Origin of the sequence: Rhodococcus sp. SBT000017, from assembly GCF_003688915.1 — a bacterium.
GTDB lineage: Bacteria > Actinomycetota > Actinomycetes > Mycobacteriales > Mycobacteriaceae > Rhodococcoides.
This window is the reverse complement of sequence record NZ_REFU01000001.1, coordinates 3,563,725-3,579,289: the sequence shown is the minus strand read 5'-3', so window position 1 is coordinate 3,579,289 and position 15,565 is coordinate 3,563,725. Positions and strand designations below refer to the sequence as shown.

Below are 15,565 nucleotides of genomic sequence, written 5' to 3'. Positions count from 1 at the left end.
TGTTAACGCATTGGGGGGAGCCTAGGCCATCGAGACCGCGAAGTACGAAACGAGCCCGAATCGGTTACCGAATGCCCGATCTAGGAGTCGAAACCGATCCCGGAGATCGAGGTGGCGATGCGGCCACCCTGCTCACCGAGCGTGGTGATCCAGACGAGCACGTTCCCGGTTGGTTCCGCGTCGGTGAGGGCGATATCGGTTCGGCCGTTCTGCAGCGTGGCTTCACCGAGCAGCGTGGTGTCGCTCAGGCTGGGTGAGTCGTTCGGGGCCGACCGGATCTCGACGACGGTTCCCGGAGACGTCGATTCGATCCACGCGTTCTGCAGCGTCGAGGACGGAATGGACACGAGCAGCCCGACGCCGTTCTTGAGGGCCGGGAACTGCTGGAAGTACGAGTCGGTCGTCCACGCTGTGCTGGGGTCGTTGTCGATCACGTTGGAGGCGGTACTCGGGTTGTCGGCGGAACCCTGGGGTGAGAACACGCTGACGTCGCCGAGCGCTACCGGTCCACCGGTCGGAGCCGGGGGTGCCGCGGGATCGGCTGCGGGCGGTGCCTCGGCCGGAGTGGTGAGACCGAAATCCTGGGTGTCGAGCGGAGTGTCGGTGTCGTTGCCTGCAATCGAAGTGAACAGCCAGAAGCCGGCGAACGCGAGAACCACCACCGTCAGGGCACCGAGTACCGCGATGGCGATGTTGGTGCGCATCGACTTGGCCTTCTCCGCGGCGATCTCCTCGGGATCGGCGAGCGAGTGCCCACTGGCACCGGGCGCTCGCTGTCCCAGTCGCAGCGCCGGCATCAGATCCGTCTTGTCGTTGACCACTGCTGCTTGATCGAGGACGTGCTGCACGGTGGCAGCGGTGCGGATTCCGCTGTTCTGTTCCAATGCCCGTACCGCGACGGCGGAGATCTCGAACGGAACGTCCGGACGGACCTGCCTCGGCTCGAGCGGGGCACCCTTGTCGTCGCGGTCGGCCGGACGCATGCCACCGACGCTGCGTGCCGGAGCTGCATCGCCGGATACGACGGCACTGCCGGTGGTGTCGGACAGTGGCCATTTGGCGGTGATCAGGGCGTAGAGCATGGCACCGAGACCGCGAACGTCCGAGCTGGGGTCTGCGTCGGCCAGTGTCGCCGGGAAGGCGAGGACGGCATTGCCGCTGGAGCTGATGCGCACGCGATCGGGGTGATCGATCGACAGTGCACCTCCGCTGCGGTGCGCTGCCTCGGCCGCTGCGGCCAGGACCTTGATCGCGCGCGCAGCGCCGGTGGGTGCGGGCACGGTGTCGGCCATTTCGCGCAGTGAGCGACCGGGAGTCCACTCTGCGACGACGATGCCGCCGGAGCTGCCACGCACCACGTCGAGCACGCGGGCGAGGCCGGGCGAATTGATCCGACCCAGACGCAGCGTGCGCGAGAGAATCGCCTGCGGTCCCTGTGTGCGGTCGTCGGTCGAGGCGGTCGACTGCTGATCGGCGTCGACGAACGTCAAGGCGACCTCGCGATCGAGCTTGACGTCGTGGGCCTGCCAGAACTTGAGTCCACGCGCGCCGCCGTGCGGTGCCAGCAGTCGGTATCGCCCACCGGCAACGGAGGCACCGGGAATGAGTGTCGGGCCGCGGAGCGTGCGCTCGGGAGCGCTTGCCGGGGCGGTTGCAGTGGCGACCTCGTCCGTGGTGGTCGACTCGGAAGTATCGGTTGTGGCCGGTGCCGCTGCGGTCTTCTCGGAATCCGCGTCGGCGGCAGCCTTCGAATCCTGCGTGGACTTCTTCTCGCTGGGAGTCTCGACCGGCAGATCGGCCTTCGAGATGGAGATGGTCTTGTCGGTCGGACGCGCCGCGAGAGCGGCCTTGGAGATGGAGACGGTCTTGTCGACCGGCTTCGGAGCAGGCTTGTCGGCGGCAGGCTTGTCGACGGATGCCTCGTCGGCTGGCTTCTCGACGTCCTGCTCGGGAGCCGCGGCGGGTGTCTTCGACTCGGCTGCAGTCTTCGCCGGTGTCTCGGCGGACTTCGGCGTCTTGGAGGACGAGGCAGCCTCGGCCTTCACGGGCTCGGTGCGGTCCTGGGTGTCGACCTCGACGCCGCCGCTCGTTCGGTCGGCTTCGCTTGCTGGAGATTGTGCCGGCCCCCCAGCAACTTCGTCGTCGGTCACTGTCACTCCTTCAGGCGAGTACGCCCCGTGTCGTTCTGCAAAAGGTCGACCTGCGTTGGCTTCTGCCCCCGGGTGCCGATGACCAGGGTACGGGAGCCGATCCCGCGCAGTGTCCCATGTGGGCTCGGTTCGAATAACCGGAATTACGCCGGTTTCTGCGGCGGCCGAATCGGCGTCCGTCCGATCGGCTGTTCCGCGGAATTTCCGAACGACCCGGCTCAGGGCAACGGTGACCGCCAGGACTTCGGGAATCTTGCCGAACCAGAGTATCGAGAACGTGATGCCGAGCATGATGACGGCGTCGATCGCGACGCGGGCGAAGTTGCCGACCCAGCCGTTCATCATGGCGTCGAGACCCAGGATCCGGTCGATCGCGAGCATTGCCGCACCGCCGGCCAGCGAGGCGATGAGGACCAGCCAGACCGTCTTGCCGACGTTGGCCATCCGTAGGCTGCCCAGGCTCTTGTGCAGCAGGTATCCGCCGATGATCGCGCCGACGGTGTAGCCCAGGCCGGTCGCGGCGCCGAGGAGCAGCACCACCTGATCCGGTTCGGACGCGACGATCGGGGCGAGCAGAGACAGCCCGATCTTGACGGCGGTGATGCCGAGGATGATCCACGTCGGCGTCCAGGCCTTCTCGCGGGCGTAGAAGACCCGCAGGTGGATCAGAACGAGGGCATAGGGGATGAGGGAGAAGGCCGACCAGCTGACGGCCTCGCCGAGTCGGGGTGCGACATCGGCGAACCGGCCGAAGCCGTACAGCGCCTCGCCCACCCACGGCCCCGCGAACGTCAGGAACACGACGATCGGCACCAGCGCGACCATCGTCAGTCGGGTGGCGACCGAGAGATCGTCGACGACGGACGGGGTGTCACCGTTGGCGGCGTTGCGGCTGAGTCTGGGCATGATGGCCGTCAGCACCGTCACGCCGAGGATGCCGTAGGGCAGCTGCAGCACGATCCAGGCCTGCGAGTAGATCACGTTGCTCGCGATGTCGGTGCCCGACGCGATCCTGGTGGCCACGATTAGCCCGATCTGGCTGATGACGACGTAGAGCACGATCGCGGCCGCCATCGCACCGAACTTCTTCAGGCGCTCGTCGAACCCCCAGAGCGGACGCAGATCGATGCGTTCGCGGCGCAGCGCGGGGATCAGCGCAACGACCTGGGTGATGACACCGACGGTCACACCGAGGCCGAGAACGAGGATCTTGGGGTTGCTCATCTCGATCGTGTTCAGGGTGAGCTCGCCCGGGACGAAGGGGTACAGGGCGAAGACGCCGAGCACGATCAGATTGTTGTACACCGGTGCCCAGGCCCCGGGCTTGAAGTTCTGCCGGGTGTTGAGCACGGCCGTCAGCAGGCCGGAGAGCCCGTAGAACATCAGCGCGGGCAGCACCAGATAGGTGAACGCGATGGTCAGGTTCTCGTTGACCTTCGGATCGTTGTCGAGCAGCATCCTCGCCAGCAGCGGGGCTGCGATGGTTGCGGCGAGCGCAACGGTTCCGAGCAGCGCCACGGCGATGGTGAAGAGGCGTCGAACGAACGCCCGTCCGCCGTCGGCGTCCTCCTGCTCGGCCCGGACCAACACCGGAACGACGATGGCCCCGAGTACCGCGCCGAGCACCAGCTCGGAGATCATGTTCGGCAGGATCGTCGAGACGGTGAACGCACTGGCGATCGCCGGTCCGAGGGTGGCCGTCATGGCGACCTGTTTGGCGAATCCGGTGATGCGGCTGACCAGGGTCGCCACCGCGATCGAACCCGACGCGGCCATCAGTGACTTCTGCGGCCTCGGTTCGGGCTGCGGTGCCGGGTCGGACCCGCCCGGCGGAATCTTCGTCGGCGGAACCGTTCCGGACGGTGCTGTGCTCGACGAAGGATAGGGGTAGTCCTCCTCGCGGAACCGCGGGATGAGTTGGGTGACGGCGTCGTCGGCGGCGGGCTGACCGTCCAGCGGCGGCGGTGCAGGGTACGAGCGCAGCTCCGGCCGCGACTGCCGTTCCCAGGGTGCCGGCCGCGGTGGCGTCGTACGTCGGAACACCTGCGATGCGGGCAGGCGTGACCGCGGCAGGTCGCCGTCGTACGGGACGTTCCCTGTCATGGTCTCTCGTACCCTTCGTCGGCCGGGTCGGGTTGACCTCTGAATCGGTGCCAGAGGCGTCGACCTGCAAGTAACAGTAGGAGAGCACCGGCGCAGGCGGTAATTATCGCCAGTGCCTGGCCGTATGCGTTCGATCGAACGGACACCGTCGACACTTCACCGAGCCGGGAGCCGTCGAGCGTCGTGACGGAGAAGTCGACGGACAGATTGCGCGTGTCGTCCACCTCGGCCGGGACGGTGATGGTCCGTGATCCGCGGGCCGGAAGTTGGGTGACGCCCACGTCGCTGATCGTCATCTCCGGCGGCGCATCGACCCGGAGCAGCACGTTCACCGGGACGGGAAGGTCGTTGCGGGCGACGAGCAGCAGCGGGCTCTGTTCCGAGGCGAGGGTGTAGACGCCGCCCGGGGCCAGCACGGTCACCGATCCGTAGATGGTGTCGAGTCCGATGCGGATGGCATCGAGTCGGTTGCGCGCCATGGTGCCGGTCTCTTCACTGGCGGCGCTCGCGCGACCCGCAGTCGACAGCGCCCGGAGCATGTCCTCACGCAGCGGGGCGGTGTACAGGCGCGGGGTCAGCTCGGACTGCGGATCCTCGACGAGCGATTGCATCAGGGTGTCGACCCGGGCGCTCTGCGATCGCACCAGGTCGATGGTGCCGCTATCGAGTTCGGTGGCTGCGTCGACGCTGGTCACCGGGGTGCCCGAGGTGGGCTCGGCGAGCAGCTCGGACAGTGGCCGCGGCGTCGCCAGCCCGGAACGCAGCAGCGAGGACACCGTCGACAGAATCGCCGACGGTTCGTCTCCGCCCGCGGTCCAGTACTGCGGGGGCGCGACGGTGACGGTGCGCCCGGGCCGATCGGTGCCGACGAGCGCATGGAAGTTGATGGCTCCGAGGGCGTCCTGCAGACGTGCGGTGCGTGAGTCGGTGGCGAGGTCGAAGCGCTGATCAGCGGGGGTGAGGGCGGGCGTGGACGGGGTCGCACCGACGCCGGCCAGTGCGGCTGCGGTGGCGGTGTCGTAGTGGGTGGCAGCCAGCGGTTGGGTCTGCTCGGTTTCGATCGGTGCACTGTCGGTCGAGACCAGCAACGAGGTCGGGGCCTCGGTAGGCGGGCTGATGCTGTTGTCGGCGACCAGCACGGTGCCGGTGCCCGCCGATCGCAGGGCGTCGGCGGTGTCCGCGTCCACCCCACCGGTGGTGCTCCAGGTCAAGCCACGCGTCGAGGTGATGCCGAGGATGCCGTCGACGATGTCTGCCGGGGCGCTGACGGCACTACTGAGCAACGTGGGATTGCCGATGTCGGCCACTGCCCCCAGATCGGTCTGGGCGAACGGCATCGCTGTCACGCAGGTGCTCGACGCGATCGTTTCGAGTCGGGACAGCCACTGGGCTGCGGCTTCGCTTCCGGTGCCCTCGCGGGTGGCGCCCGCGGGATCGGCCGGGTTGTCGACGACGAGGTAGCCGCGGGTCATGTTCGAGACGGTGACGAGCAGGTCGGGGTCAAGGCCGATACACAGGCTCGACGCGAGTCTGCCGTCAGGGTCCAGGCCGGGTTGCGTCGCGAATTCGACGGCCTTGAGGAGGTTGTCGAGTCGCCCACCGGTTGCGAGTTCGCCGGCGAGTTCGTCGTCGATCAGCCGAACGCGCTCGTCGACGGAACCGGGGATTCCGGCAGCGAGGCGAGGAATGTCGGCCAGCGGCCACAGGACCGTCATCGCGACGGGGTTGCGGGTGTTGGGGGGCAGCGGCATCGCGCCCGGAGCGGTGGGGTCCATCTCACCGGGGTTGCGGGGTAATCCGACGACGGGGAGCAGGAAACGGGCGTCGTCGAGTCGTGCGGTTCCGCCGTATTCGGGGGTGCCGTTGACGTTGAGCAGCAGCGGGTAGACGCCCGGGGCCTCGATTCCCAGCGAGGGCTCAGTTGTGCTGCGCAGCTGCATCGACATGTCGAACTGGCGGCTCTCGTCCTCCTCCAATGAGTCGGCGACAGTGACGAACTCACCGAATCGGTCGAATCGGTCCTGTTCGAGAGTCAGCGAGGTCCGCAGTCCGGCCGTGGTGTCCACGGCGGCAGCGGCCTGCATCCGGACACTGACGTCGTCGACGCGGCGGTCCCCGGTATTGGTCACCGTGGCGCGCACCGTCACGAACGGGTCGCTGCTGGTGGTGACGGTGGAGGGGGCGACGGTCTCGATGCTCAGCGTCAGGAAGGGGTTGCCGTCCTGTGTCATCGGAGTGTCCGGAACGGCGCTGGTGGTGCCGCTCGCGTCGCCGACGGAGGAGTCGGGCTGGGCGGCGGCGCCGGGAAGCTGCGTGGGGACCAGTGCTGCGGTGCCGACCGACGGTGCCACCGCAAGAACGAACGTGGTCAATGCGGCGGCAGCGACCTTCCGGGCCCGCACGATCACTTCCCGCCGGGGATGGGTGCGCCCGAGTTGCCGCTGCTCATGTCGTCGATCAGGCGGGTGGCGATGGCGGCGAGTTTGCGTTCGTCGGCGTAGGCGAGCCGAGACGGTAGTTCGGTCAGCGGAACCCACGCGACCTCGGTGACTTCGAGGTCCTCGTCCGAGAGTTCGCCGCCCAGGAATCGGAGCAGATAGTGGTGGACGGTCTTGTGGACGCGTCGTCCTTCGGTGACGAACCAGTAGTCGATGCTGCCCAGCGAGGCCAGGACGGTACCGCGGATGCCGGTTTCCTCGGCGACCTCGCGCATGGCCGTCTGCTCGGCCGTTTCGCCTTGCTCGATGTGGCCCTTGGGCAGGGACCAAAGGAGGCGTCCGCGGCGGTCGGTGCGGCCGATCAGGGCGGCGCAGCGCTTGGCGGGCGGCCCGTCGAGGCCGTCGACCACCAGGCCTCCTGCCGAGGTTTCGCGGACGGTCCGCAGCTTGGGTGCTTCGGTGTCGGCGCGTGCCTGACGCCGCCGCGGGTTGCGGCGGCTCCTGTTCGCACGTTCGGCAGCAGACACCCGATCCATACTAGTTGCCTGTGCGCACTCTTTTACCGTGCCGCACCGCGGGGTGAAGGCCGGGACAATCGATCGGCTCGGCGCAAGTAGGCTCTTCCACCGTGGCCGATCAGTCCCTGTCCTCCGTTTCCGCCGAGCAGACCGATGCCCGCCGGGAGAGGCTGCTGGCGGGAGCTGCAGTGACGCTGCGCGAACTCGCTCCGGTGTTGACTCCGCTCGGTGCCCTGTTCGCTGCGGCGGGGCACGAGCTCTTTCTCGTCGGCGGCACGGTGCGCGACGCAGTTCTCGGCCGACTCGGAACCGATCTGGATTTCACCACCGACGCCAGGCCCGAGGAGGTTCAGGCGTTGCTGACGGGCTGGGCGGACCATCAGTGGGACACCGGCATCGCGTTCGGCACCATCAGTGCGGCCAAGGACGGCCAGACGATCGAGATCACCACTTATCGCACCGATTCCTACGATCAGGTCTCCCGCAATCCCGAGGTGCAGTACGGCAACAGCCTCGAAGAAGATCTCGTTCGACGCGATTTCACCGTCAACGCCATGGCGGTACGTCTCGGAGCCGACGGCGGGCAGGAGTTCGTCGATCCGCTCGGCGGCATGGACGCGCTGCTCGAGGGCGTTCTCGACACCCCGTCGGCACCGGAGGTCTCGTTCGGAGACGATCCTCTGCGCATGCTGCGGGCCGCGCGGTTCGTCTCCCAGTTGGGCTTCACGCTGATGCCTCGGGTGCACCGCGCCATCGAGGACATGGCCGATCAGATCGACCGCATCACCGCCGAGCGAATCCAGGTGGAGCTGGACAAGTTGATCCTCGGCGCGCACCCGATCGACGGCATCGACGTGATGTGCGAGACGGGTCTGGCGCAGCGGATCATTCCCGAGGTGCCCAACATGAAGCTCGAGATCGACGAGCATCACCAGCACAAGGATGTGTACACGCACTCGCTGACGGTGCTCAAGCAGGCGATCGATCTCGAGGACGGCGATCCCGATCTCGTATTGCGTTGGGCCGCACTGCTGCACGACATCGGCAAGCCCGATACCAAACGAAACGAGCCGGGCGGCGGAGTCAGCTTCCATCACCACGAGGTCGTCGGTGCCAAGCTGGTGCGAAAGCGTATGCGCGCCTTGAAGTATTCGAAGAAGATGATCGAGGACGTCTCGCATCTGGTGTTTCTGCATCTGCGTTTCCACGGCTACGGTAAGGGCCAGTGGACCGACTCTGCCGTCCGCCGTTACGCAACCGATGCCGGCGAGCTACTCCCCAAGCTGCACAAGCTGGTTCGCGCCGACTCGACCACGAGGAACAAGCGTCGCGCCGCCGCGCTGCAGGCCACCTACGACGACCTGGAAGAACGCATCGCCCGCATCGCCGAGCAGGAGGACCTGGCGCGGGTGCGGCCCGATCTCGACGGCAACGCGATCATGGAGTTGCTGAACATCCCGGCCGGACCCGACGTGGGCAAGGCATGGAAGTTCCTGAAAGAACTGCGCCTCGATCGGGGACCGCTGTCCCGAGAGGAAGCCGAGGCCGCACTGCTCGAGTGGTGGCCCACGCACTAGGCGCGTCCCGCGCACGTGCGCGGAAGTTCGTGACCCACTACGAGTTTCCGCTCACGACGAGCGAAGCTCGGCCTTGACCAGATACACGTTGTAGCTGTCCCACTCCGAGACGGTGAAGTACAGCTCGTTCGCCGTCGACCACGGGTGAATGAAGCCGCCATAGGTCTTCGGGTACTCGGCGGTGTCGATCAGAGTGGTCGGCGCGGTCCACTGCCCCTGCGGCGAAGTAGACTCGCGCAGAACGATTTCGCCACGCAGCGGATCGAGATACGTCATCCGCCAGAGGCCACGGGCCTCGTCGTGATGGACCGACAGTTCCCCGGCCATACCGTCGGCGATGGGGGTGGCCTCGTTCGATCCGACGGGAGCCCAGGTGCCGTTCACCCAGTACTGGTAAGCAGTCTTGTTCAGCACGTCCGCTTTCGGGACGCGCGCGAGCCCCACCTGTCCGGCGCGACCGTTGACGGTGCCGAACATGTAGACGTACTCCCCCGCCGGCACCATCGTCGAGACCTGGAACTTGGAGAAGCCGAAGACGTTGTCCCACTTGGCATGCTCGTCCTTGACCCAGGTGGAACCGTTGTCGTCCGAGTAGGCTATGCCGCCGTAGTTGGTCCACCACATGCCGGGGATCGTGCTCCAGCGCCGAATGGACATGTACGACATGTACTGCCGGTCGTCGATGGCGAAACCGGACGTGGGGATGACCGTGGTCTCCCAGTTCTTGATCTTGCGCGAGGGCAGCAATTCGGCTGCGTGACAACGCGAATCCTGCACCATCGAGTCCAGGGTCATGCCGTCGGACAGGTCGGTGTCGGTGCTGTGTCCCAGTGCGTTCGAACGCCAGTCGTCGCCGCCGACGACGCCGAATTCCCAACCCTTGCCGAACGAATCGCCGAACGCCACCGCAACCTCGCCGGGCTTGCTCTCCCACATGATGCCGAGGTCGGTGCCGTCGACCTGCCAGCGCTTGTCGGTGCGGTTCTCCGATCCCGGTCCGGTCATCTGCGAGACGACCTCGACGTTTCCGACGGCCGGTGCCCCGGGCGGCATCGTCGTAGGCCCGGGCTCTGCTGCGGTGACGGCGGGAGCGGGCGGCGGGGTTCCCGGTGTACCGCCGGGGCCGGGGATCGGGATGGGGATGGTCTCGGGCTGCGGGTCGATCTCGATGCGAGGGAACGGCAGATGGTCTGCTGAGCCTGTTGCCGGTGTCGGTGAATCGGTGTCGTCGGTGAGATCGGGGCACGGGTCCGCACACGGGTCGGTGAGCGGTTCGGCCTGCACGCGGGTGTTGTTCGGGGCGGGATCGGGCACCGGCACGAGTTCGATCGCCGGATACGGCACGGGGATCACCACACGATCCGGCAACGGTGGCAGCTGCGGCGGATTGCCCGGCCCGATGGGCTCGGGTGGGTAGTCCTTGGGGTCGAATCCTGTTTCGCCGCAGGAGTTCACCGGCGGCGGCGGCGCTGCGAATGCCGGGGGCGCAGCGAGGACGGCCGTACCTGCGGCAACCGCGAGTATGCAGCCGAGCGACGTCGTGCGGCCGTGCATGCGGTGCCCCCGTGTTCTCCGACGAAACCCATCGGTCCGATACGGAAAGATACACCACGTCAGCGGCGTGTGCGCCTGGTGTTCACCACCGCTGCGGCCAAGCCGAGGGCGTAGATACCTGCCCCGACGAAGACCAGGATGTGCGCGGTGGGGTCCTGGCTCAGATCGGTCTTGTCCGGGCCGACAGCGAAGGCAGCAGCGGCGAGGGCGGCGACGAATGCGACGTTGAACACGGTGTCCTGCAATGCGAAGACGCGTCCACGATGGGCGTCGTCGATCTCGATCTGCATGGCAGCGTCACCACTGAGTTTGACGGTCTGCCCGGCGACGCCCAGAAGGAAGGCTCCGATCAGCAAGCTGTTCTGCGTCAGGCCCGAGACGGCACCGAGCTGCGCCACGATGGCGAGCACGAGAGCGGCGGCGATCGTGCGGGTGCGACCGAACCTGGGAACGGCGAAGGGCGTGATCAGAGCGGCGAGGAACATGCCGACCGCTGTGGCACCGACAGCGATACCGAAGCCGGCGAGGCCGCCCGGCAGGGTGCTGTCGGCTCCGCTCCCGCGAAGAATCAACACCATGATCAGGGTGTTGATGCCGAACACGATGCGGTGTGCACCGATGCCGAGCATCGCGGTCGTGACACCGGCGGAGCGCCAGACGGCCTGGGCACCCGATTTCAGGCCTGCAGCAACGTCTTTCAGTGGACTGTCGGTGCGGCTCGAGGTGCCCGGTCCGAGAGATCGCGGGCGGAACCGCGCCGCAGCGAGCGCCCCGACGACCGATCCGGTGGCCGCGAGACCCACGGCGATACCCGAGCCGAGATCGCCTGCGCCGACGACGCCGATCACCGCGACGGCGAGGCCAGCACCTGCCGCCGCGAAACCGGATCCGACGGTGGCCAGCACCGAGTTCATCGGCACCAGCCACGATTGACGAACCACGTGGGGCAGCGACGCGGACGCCCCCGCGAGCACGAAACGACTGAGCCCCACGGTGGCCAAGGCCAACAGCAACAACGGTGTGGCGTCCACCCCGGCGCACAGCAGCAACGCAGTGGTGACGATCAGCACGATGCGAACGATGTTGGCCCACAGCAGGACCGAGCGGCGATCCCAGCGGTCGAGTAGGGCTCCGGCGAACGGACCCACCAGCGAGTACGGGACGAGCAGCACCGCGAATCCGGCTGCGATCTCGGCCGGATTCGTCGCGCGCTCCGGGTTGAACAGGATGGCACCGCTGAGCGCGGCCTGGAACAACCCATCGCCGAACTGACCGGCGAACCGAATGGTCGTCAGCTTGCCGACCCCCGGGGATTCGCGCAGTCGGGTACGGAAGGAAGCGTCGCTCACCGACGGGACTTTAGCCCCCGCCCGTCACACCGGGACGGCGGGAGTCGCGGCCCACCACGCCATCGTGGCGGCCGTGCCGTCGACGAGTGAGGTGGGCTGCTGCCCGAGGATCGCCTCGCTGCGGCTCGAGTCGAGGACGTAGGGGTAGCGGAACTGGTACAGCGTGTCGCCGAGTTCCTTCATCGGACCGGGCACCGTACTCAGCACTCGCATTGCCCAGGTCGGAATGACGCCGACCTTCGGTGTGGTGACTCCAGCTGCAGCCGAGAACATCTCGATCATCGCCCGCTGCGAGACGGCAGGAGCGGTGGGTGCATGCAGGACGGTGTTCCACAGCGACGGTGACGCCGCTGCCGTGATCATCGCGGCTGCCAGATCCGGGACGTAGGTGAACGAGTGGGGTAGATCGGCGGAGGCGATGACGCGGATCGGCTTGCCGGCAAGGATGGGCGCAATCACCCGCTCACCCATGTGGGAGGTCAGCACGCGCGATCCGTAGAAATCCGAGGCAGCGACGCTGACGGTGGGTGTCGCGTGCGCATCACGCGCAGCGAGGAGTTCGGTGCGTACCCCCAATTTCCGGAACGTCGCGTCTCGGGGTGAGTCCTCGCGGATCGGACCGTCGACCCGCCCGTAGGCGTACAGACTTTCTGGGAACGCGACAACGGTGCCCGCGGCCGCGTCGAGCACGCGGTTCTCCATGGCGACGAGCTTGCTCCGCCACACCGAGTTCTCGTAGGCGACGTGGGTGCAGTGGTAGACGGCGGTGGCACCGTCGAGGTGGGGTCGAAGATCGTCGGATTCGATGTCGACGGCGCGGCGTTCGATCATCGGGTGCTCGGGCCCGCTGCCGGAGCGCGTGAGGACGCGCACCGAACGACCCTGCGCAGCAAGCTGTTCGGCAACCGTCCAGCCGACGGGTCCGGCCCCGGTGACGACGTGAAGTTCGGTCATGGTGGCTCCATTCGAGGAAAGGGAGAGCAGTGCTCTCTGTTGTATCGAGTATGCACCCGTGGTGGCGATAAAGCAAGAGCAATGCTCTCTCGAAAGAGCGGCAGTTACTGTGAGGGCCATGGCGAGCACTCCCCGCACTCGAGCCCGCGCGCAGACCCTGGCCGACATCACGCGCATCGGACGCGAACACCTGGCCGCCGAAGGCGCGGCCGCCCTGTCGTTGCGCGCTGTCGCGCGAGACCTCGGGGTCGTGTCCTCTGCCGTGTACCGCTACGTCGCCAGCCGCGACGAACTGCTGACACTGCTGGTCGTCGACGGATACACCGAGCTGGGGGATGCCGTCGACGCAGCGGTGGACGCGGCCGACGGACCCAGGGAGAAGTTCCTGGCGCTCGGCCGGTCGGTGCGGCAGTGGGGATTGCGGGAGCCGGCGCGCTACGCGTTGCTGTTCGGTAGTCCGGTGCCCGGTTATCACGCCCCCGCGGAGCAGACCACCGGTCCGGGCACCCGGGTGACCACCACGTTGGTGGCCGTCCTCCACTCGGGGTGGCAGACACGTCGACCGGACGTCGAGGCCGACCCGCCCGAGTTGGCGTCACTGCACGGAAGCTTCGAGGACATCCGCGCGGAGATGGGGATGGACCTGCCCGACGGGCTGATCGCACTGGGAGTGATGGTGTGGGCGTCACTGTTCGGGGCCATCAGCTTCGATGTGTTCGATCAGTACGGGGCTACGACGTTCGCCAGCAGGGACGACTTGTTCGAGTACCAGTTGGGATTGTTGACGAAGATCGCGGGGCTCGAATAGGAGGAGGGACTGGCCGCATCGCTTGCGCCACATCCGCGGGTGCGCGGTGCCACAATGACTAGCGTGGCAGCGCATGCGGAGGAACCCGAGGACCAGACGGCATCGGCCTTGCGCGATGTTCGTCCCGGCAGTCTGTTGGTGTCGTCCATCGAACTCGTGGAGCCCACGTTTCGGCGCACCGTCATCTACATCATCGAACACAACGACGCGGGCAGTCTCGGTGTCGTGATCAACCGTCCCAGCGAGACCGCGGTGCAGAACGTGCTGCCCAACTGGTCCGAGCTGGCAGCCAAGCCGCAGGCGCTGTACGTCGGTGGCCCGGTCAAACGCGATTCGGCCCTGTGCCTGGCGACGCTGCGGACCGGCGTGTCGATCGACGGAGTTCCCGGTCTGCGACGCGTCGACGGCCGAGTGGTGATGGTCGATCTCGATTCCGATCCTGCCGATATCACCCCACTCGTCGAGGGTGTGCGCATCTTCGCCGGATATTCGGGCTGGACATTCGGCCAGCTGGAAGGCGAACTCGACCGGGACGACTGGATGGTGATGTCTGCCTTGCCATCCGACGTGATCGGTCCACCGCGGATAGACCTGTGGGCCCATGTGTTGCGTCGTCAGCCGATGCCGTTGGCGTTGCTCGCATCCCACCCGATCGACGTCGAGCGGAACTGAGTGCTTCGCAGTGGCGTGGTTAAGTGCCACCCAGGGCACTCAACCGCACCACTGCCGCAGGCACTAGTGAGCGAAAGCCTGTGCGGTCGAGTGTCCGCCTGATTTCAGTCCGTCGATCACCTCGTCGATGGCGATGCACAGCATGCGACCAAGATCCGCGCTGAAGCCCTCTCGGACGACGATTCTGAGTACGGCGACGTCGGTTGCGTTGTCGGGCATCGTGTATGCCGGTACCTGCCATCCGCGGGCACGTAGTTCGTGGGAAACGTCGAACACCGTGAATCCGCAGTCCCCTTTCAGCATGAACGACAGCACCGGGATGGCCGCTCCGTCGGTGATCACCTCGATGTCGGGATGTTTGTCGAGGTGCCGACTGACGCGAACGGCGGTGTCGCGCAGTGCTTTCATGATCTCGGTGTAGCCGGATCTGCCGAGGCGCAGGAAGTTGTAGTACTGCCCGATCACCTGATTACCCGGCCTGGAGAAGTTCAACGTGAAGGTGGGCATGTCTCCACCGAGGTAGTTGACGCGGAACACGAGGTCCTCGGGCAGGTCTTCCTTGGTTCGCCAGACGGCGAATCCTATTCCCGGATAGGTCAATCCGTACTTGTGGCCGCTGGCGTTGATGGACTTGACGCGAGGCAGCCGGAAGTCCCATTCGAGTTCCGGGTACAGGAACGGTACGACGAATCCGCCACTGGCCGCGTCGACATGTACCGGTACGTCGGGCCCGCCACCACCGGCGATCTCGTCCAGCACGGCGCAGATCTCCTGCACCGGTTCGAGTTCTCCGGTGAACGTGGTGCCGAGGATCGCTACGACGCCGATGGTGTTCTCGTCCACTGCATCCCGAACCTGTTCCGGGGTGATGACGTAGCGGCCGCGTTCGACGGGCAGGTACTTGGGCTCCACGTCGAAGTAGCGGCAGAACTTCTCCCACACCACCTGAACGTTGCTGCCCAGCACCAGGTTCGGAGTGCCGGTACCCGTTCCCCTGGCCCGCCAGCGCCATTTGAGTGCCAATCCGGCCAGCATGACGGCTTCACTGGATCCTATGGTCGACACGCCCGTGGCCGACGACGGGTCCTCCCGGTCGAGTCCGGGCGCGTGGAACAGATCGGCGACGATGTTGACGCAGCGTTCCTCGATGGCGGCGGTGGACGGATACTCGTCCTTGTCGATCATGTTCTTGTCGAACGTCTCCGCCATGAGCTTCTCGGCCTGTGGATCCATCCACGTGGTGACGAACGTCGCCAGATTCAGGCGCGAGCTGCCGTCGAGCATCAGTTCGTCGTGGATGTAGCGGTAGGCGGCGTCGGGATCGAGCTGCTCCTCGGGAAGTCTCAGTGCGGGTACGGGATTGGTGGCGAACCGGCCGGTGTAGGCCGCAGAGACGATACCGTCGGCGTGGATTTTCCTGGTCATCGTCTTCTCCCGTGATC

Annotated in this window: 10 protein-coding genes; 3 read left to right on the top strand and 7 right to left on the bottom strand. The window is 66.7% G+C overall.

Translation table 11 applies throughout. The features are described 5' to 3' along the window. Window positions 1-80: 80 nt before the first annotated feature. From AYK61_RS16700 to AYK61_RS16690, 3 genes are read right to left on the bottom strand one after another with little or no spacing between them, the layout of a single operon-like run. Window positions 81-4,253 (bottom strand): lipid II flippase MurJ, encoded by a 4,173-nt coding sequence (locus AYK61_RS16700; protein ID WP_121871621.1) that lies wholly within the window; start codon window positions 4,251-4,253, stop codon window positions 81-83. Beyond that, window positions 4,250-6,655: a glycoprotein gene (locus AYK61_RS16695; protein ID WP_121872820.1), complete on the bottom strand. Its 2,406-nt coding sequence runs from the start codon at window positions 6,653-6,655 to the stop codon at window positions 4,250-4,252. Before AYK61_RS16695 ends, AYK61_RS16700 begins: the two co-directional genes overlap by 4 nt. A 2-nt stretch (window positions 6,656-6,657) precedes the next feature. Beyond that, the gene (locus AYK61_RS16690; protein ID WP_032396972.1) at window positions 6,658-7,218 is read right to left on the bottom strand and encodes an NUDIX hydrolase; all 561 of its coding nucleotides are present in this window, start codon (window positions 7,216-7,218) and stop codon (window positions 6,658-6,660) included. A gap of 101 nt (window positions 7,219-7,319) precedes the next feature. Between AYK61_RS16690 and AYK61_RS16685 the strand changes: the two genes are divergently transcribed. Beyond that, a complete protein-coding gene (locus AYK61_RS16685; RefSeq protein ID WP_121871620.1) occupies window positions 7,320-8,786 on the top strand; it encodes a CCA tRNA nucleotidyltransferase in 1,467 nt (488 codons plus the stop codon). 51 nt (window positions 8,787-8,837) lie between these two features. On the opposite strand, the gene AYK61_RS16680 is transcribed toward AYK61_RS16685, so the two are convergent. From AYK61_RS16680 to AYK61_RS16670, 3 genes are read right to left on the bottom strand one after another with little or no spacing between them, the layout of a single operon-like run. Beyond that, window positions 8,838-10,340, bottom strand: a complete 1,503-nt coding sequence (locus AYK61_RS16680; protein WP_121871619.1) for a DUF4185 domain-containing protein — start codon at window positions 10,338-10,340, stop codon at window positions 8,838-8,840. Window positions 10,341-10,399: 59 nt separating this feature from the next. Beyond that, window positions 10,400-11,689: an MFS transporter gene (locus tag AYK61_RS16675; RefSeq protein ID WP_121871618.1), complete on the bottom strand. Its 1,290-nt coding sequence runs from the start codon at window positions 11,687-11,689 to the stop codon at window positions 10,400-10,402. A 24-nt stretch (window positions 11,690-11,713) separates the two neighbouring features. Beyond that, window positions 11,714-12,643 (bottom strand): NAD-dependent epimerase/dehydratase family protein, encoded by a 930-nt coding sequence (locus tag AYK61_RS16670; protein WP_121871617.1) that lies wholly within the window; start codon window positions 12,641-12,643, stop codon window positions 11,714-11,716. Window positions 12,644-12,761: 118 nt separating this feature from the next. Between AYK61_RS16670 and AYK61_RS16665 the strand changes: the two genes are divergently transcribed. Beyond that, window positions 12,762-13,451, top strand: coding sequence for a TetR/AcrR family transcriptional regulator (locus AYK61_RS16665; RefSeq protein ID WP_121871616.1), 690 nt, complete (start codon window positions 12,762-12,764; stop codon window positions 13,449-13,451). A 54-nt stretch (window positions 13,452-13,505) separates the two neighbouring features. Next, window positions 13,506-14,123, top strand: a complete 618-nt coding sequence (locus tag AYK61_RS16660; protein ID WP_183130317.1) for a YqgE/AlgH family protein — start codon at window positions 13,506-13,508, stop codon at window positions 14,121-14,123. Between the two features lie 63 nt (window positions 14,124-14,186). On the opposite strand, the gene AYK61_RS16655 is transcribed toward AYK61_RS16660, so the two are convergent. Beyond that, window positions 14,187-15,548 carry a glutamate decarboxylase gene (locus AYK61_RS16655; RefSeq protein ID WP_121871615.1) on the bottom strand — a complete coding sequence of 454 codons (1,362 nt, stop codon included), beginning with the start codon at window positions 15,546-15,548 and terminating at the stop codon, window positions 14,187-14,189. Window positions 15,549-15,565 lie beyond the last annotated feature (17 nt).

What these genes read in the sequence shown, in the direction of transcription:
- AYK61_RS16700 (WP_121871621.1), bottom strand. Translation starts at nt 4,253, where the DNA reads ATGACAGGGAACGTCCCGTACGACGGCGACCTGCCGCGGTCACGCCTG.
- AYK61_RS16655 (WP_121871615.1), bottom strand. Translation starts at nt 15,548, where the DNA reads ATGACCAGGAAAATCCACGCCGACGGTATCGTCTCTGCGGCCTACACC.
- AYK61_RS16670 (WP_121871617.1), bottom strand. Translation starts at nt 12,643, where the DNA reads ATGACCGAACTTCACGTCGTCACCGGGGCCGGACCCGTCGGCTGGACG.
- AYK61_RS16660 (WP_183130317.1), top strand. Translation starts at nt 13,506, where the DNA reads ATGACTAGCGTGGCAGCGCATGCGGAGGAACCCGAGGACCAGACGGCA.
- AYK61_RS16665 (WP_121871616.1), top strand. Translation starts at nt 12,762, where the DNA reads ATGGCGAGCACTCCCCGCACTCGAGCCCGCGCGCAGACCCTGGCCGAC.
- AYK61_RS16680 (WP_121871619.1), bottom strand. Translation starts at nt 10,340, where the DNA reads ATGCACGGCCGCACGACGTCGCTCGGCTGCATACTCGCGGTTGCCGCA.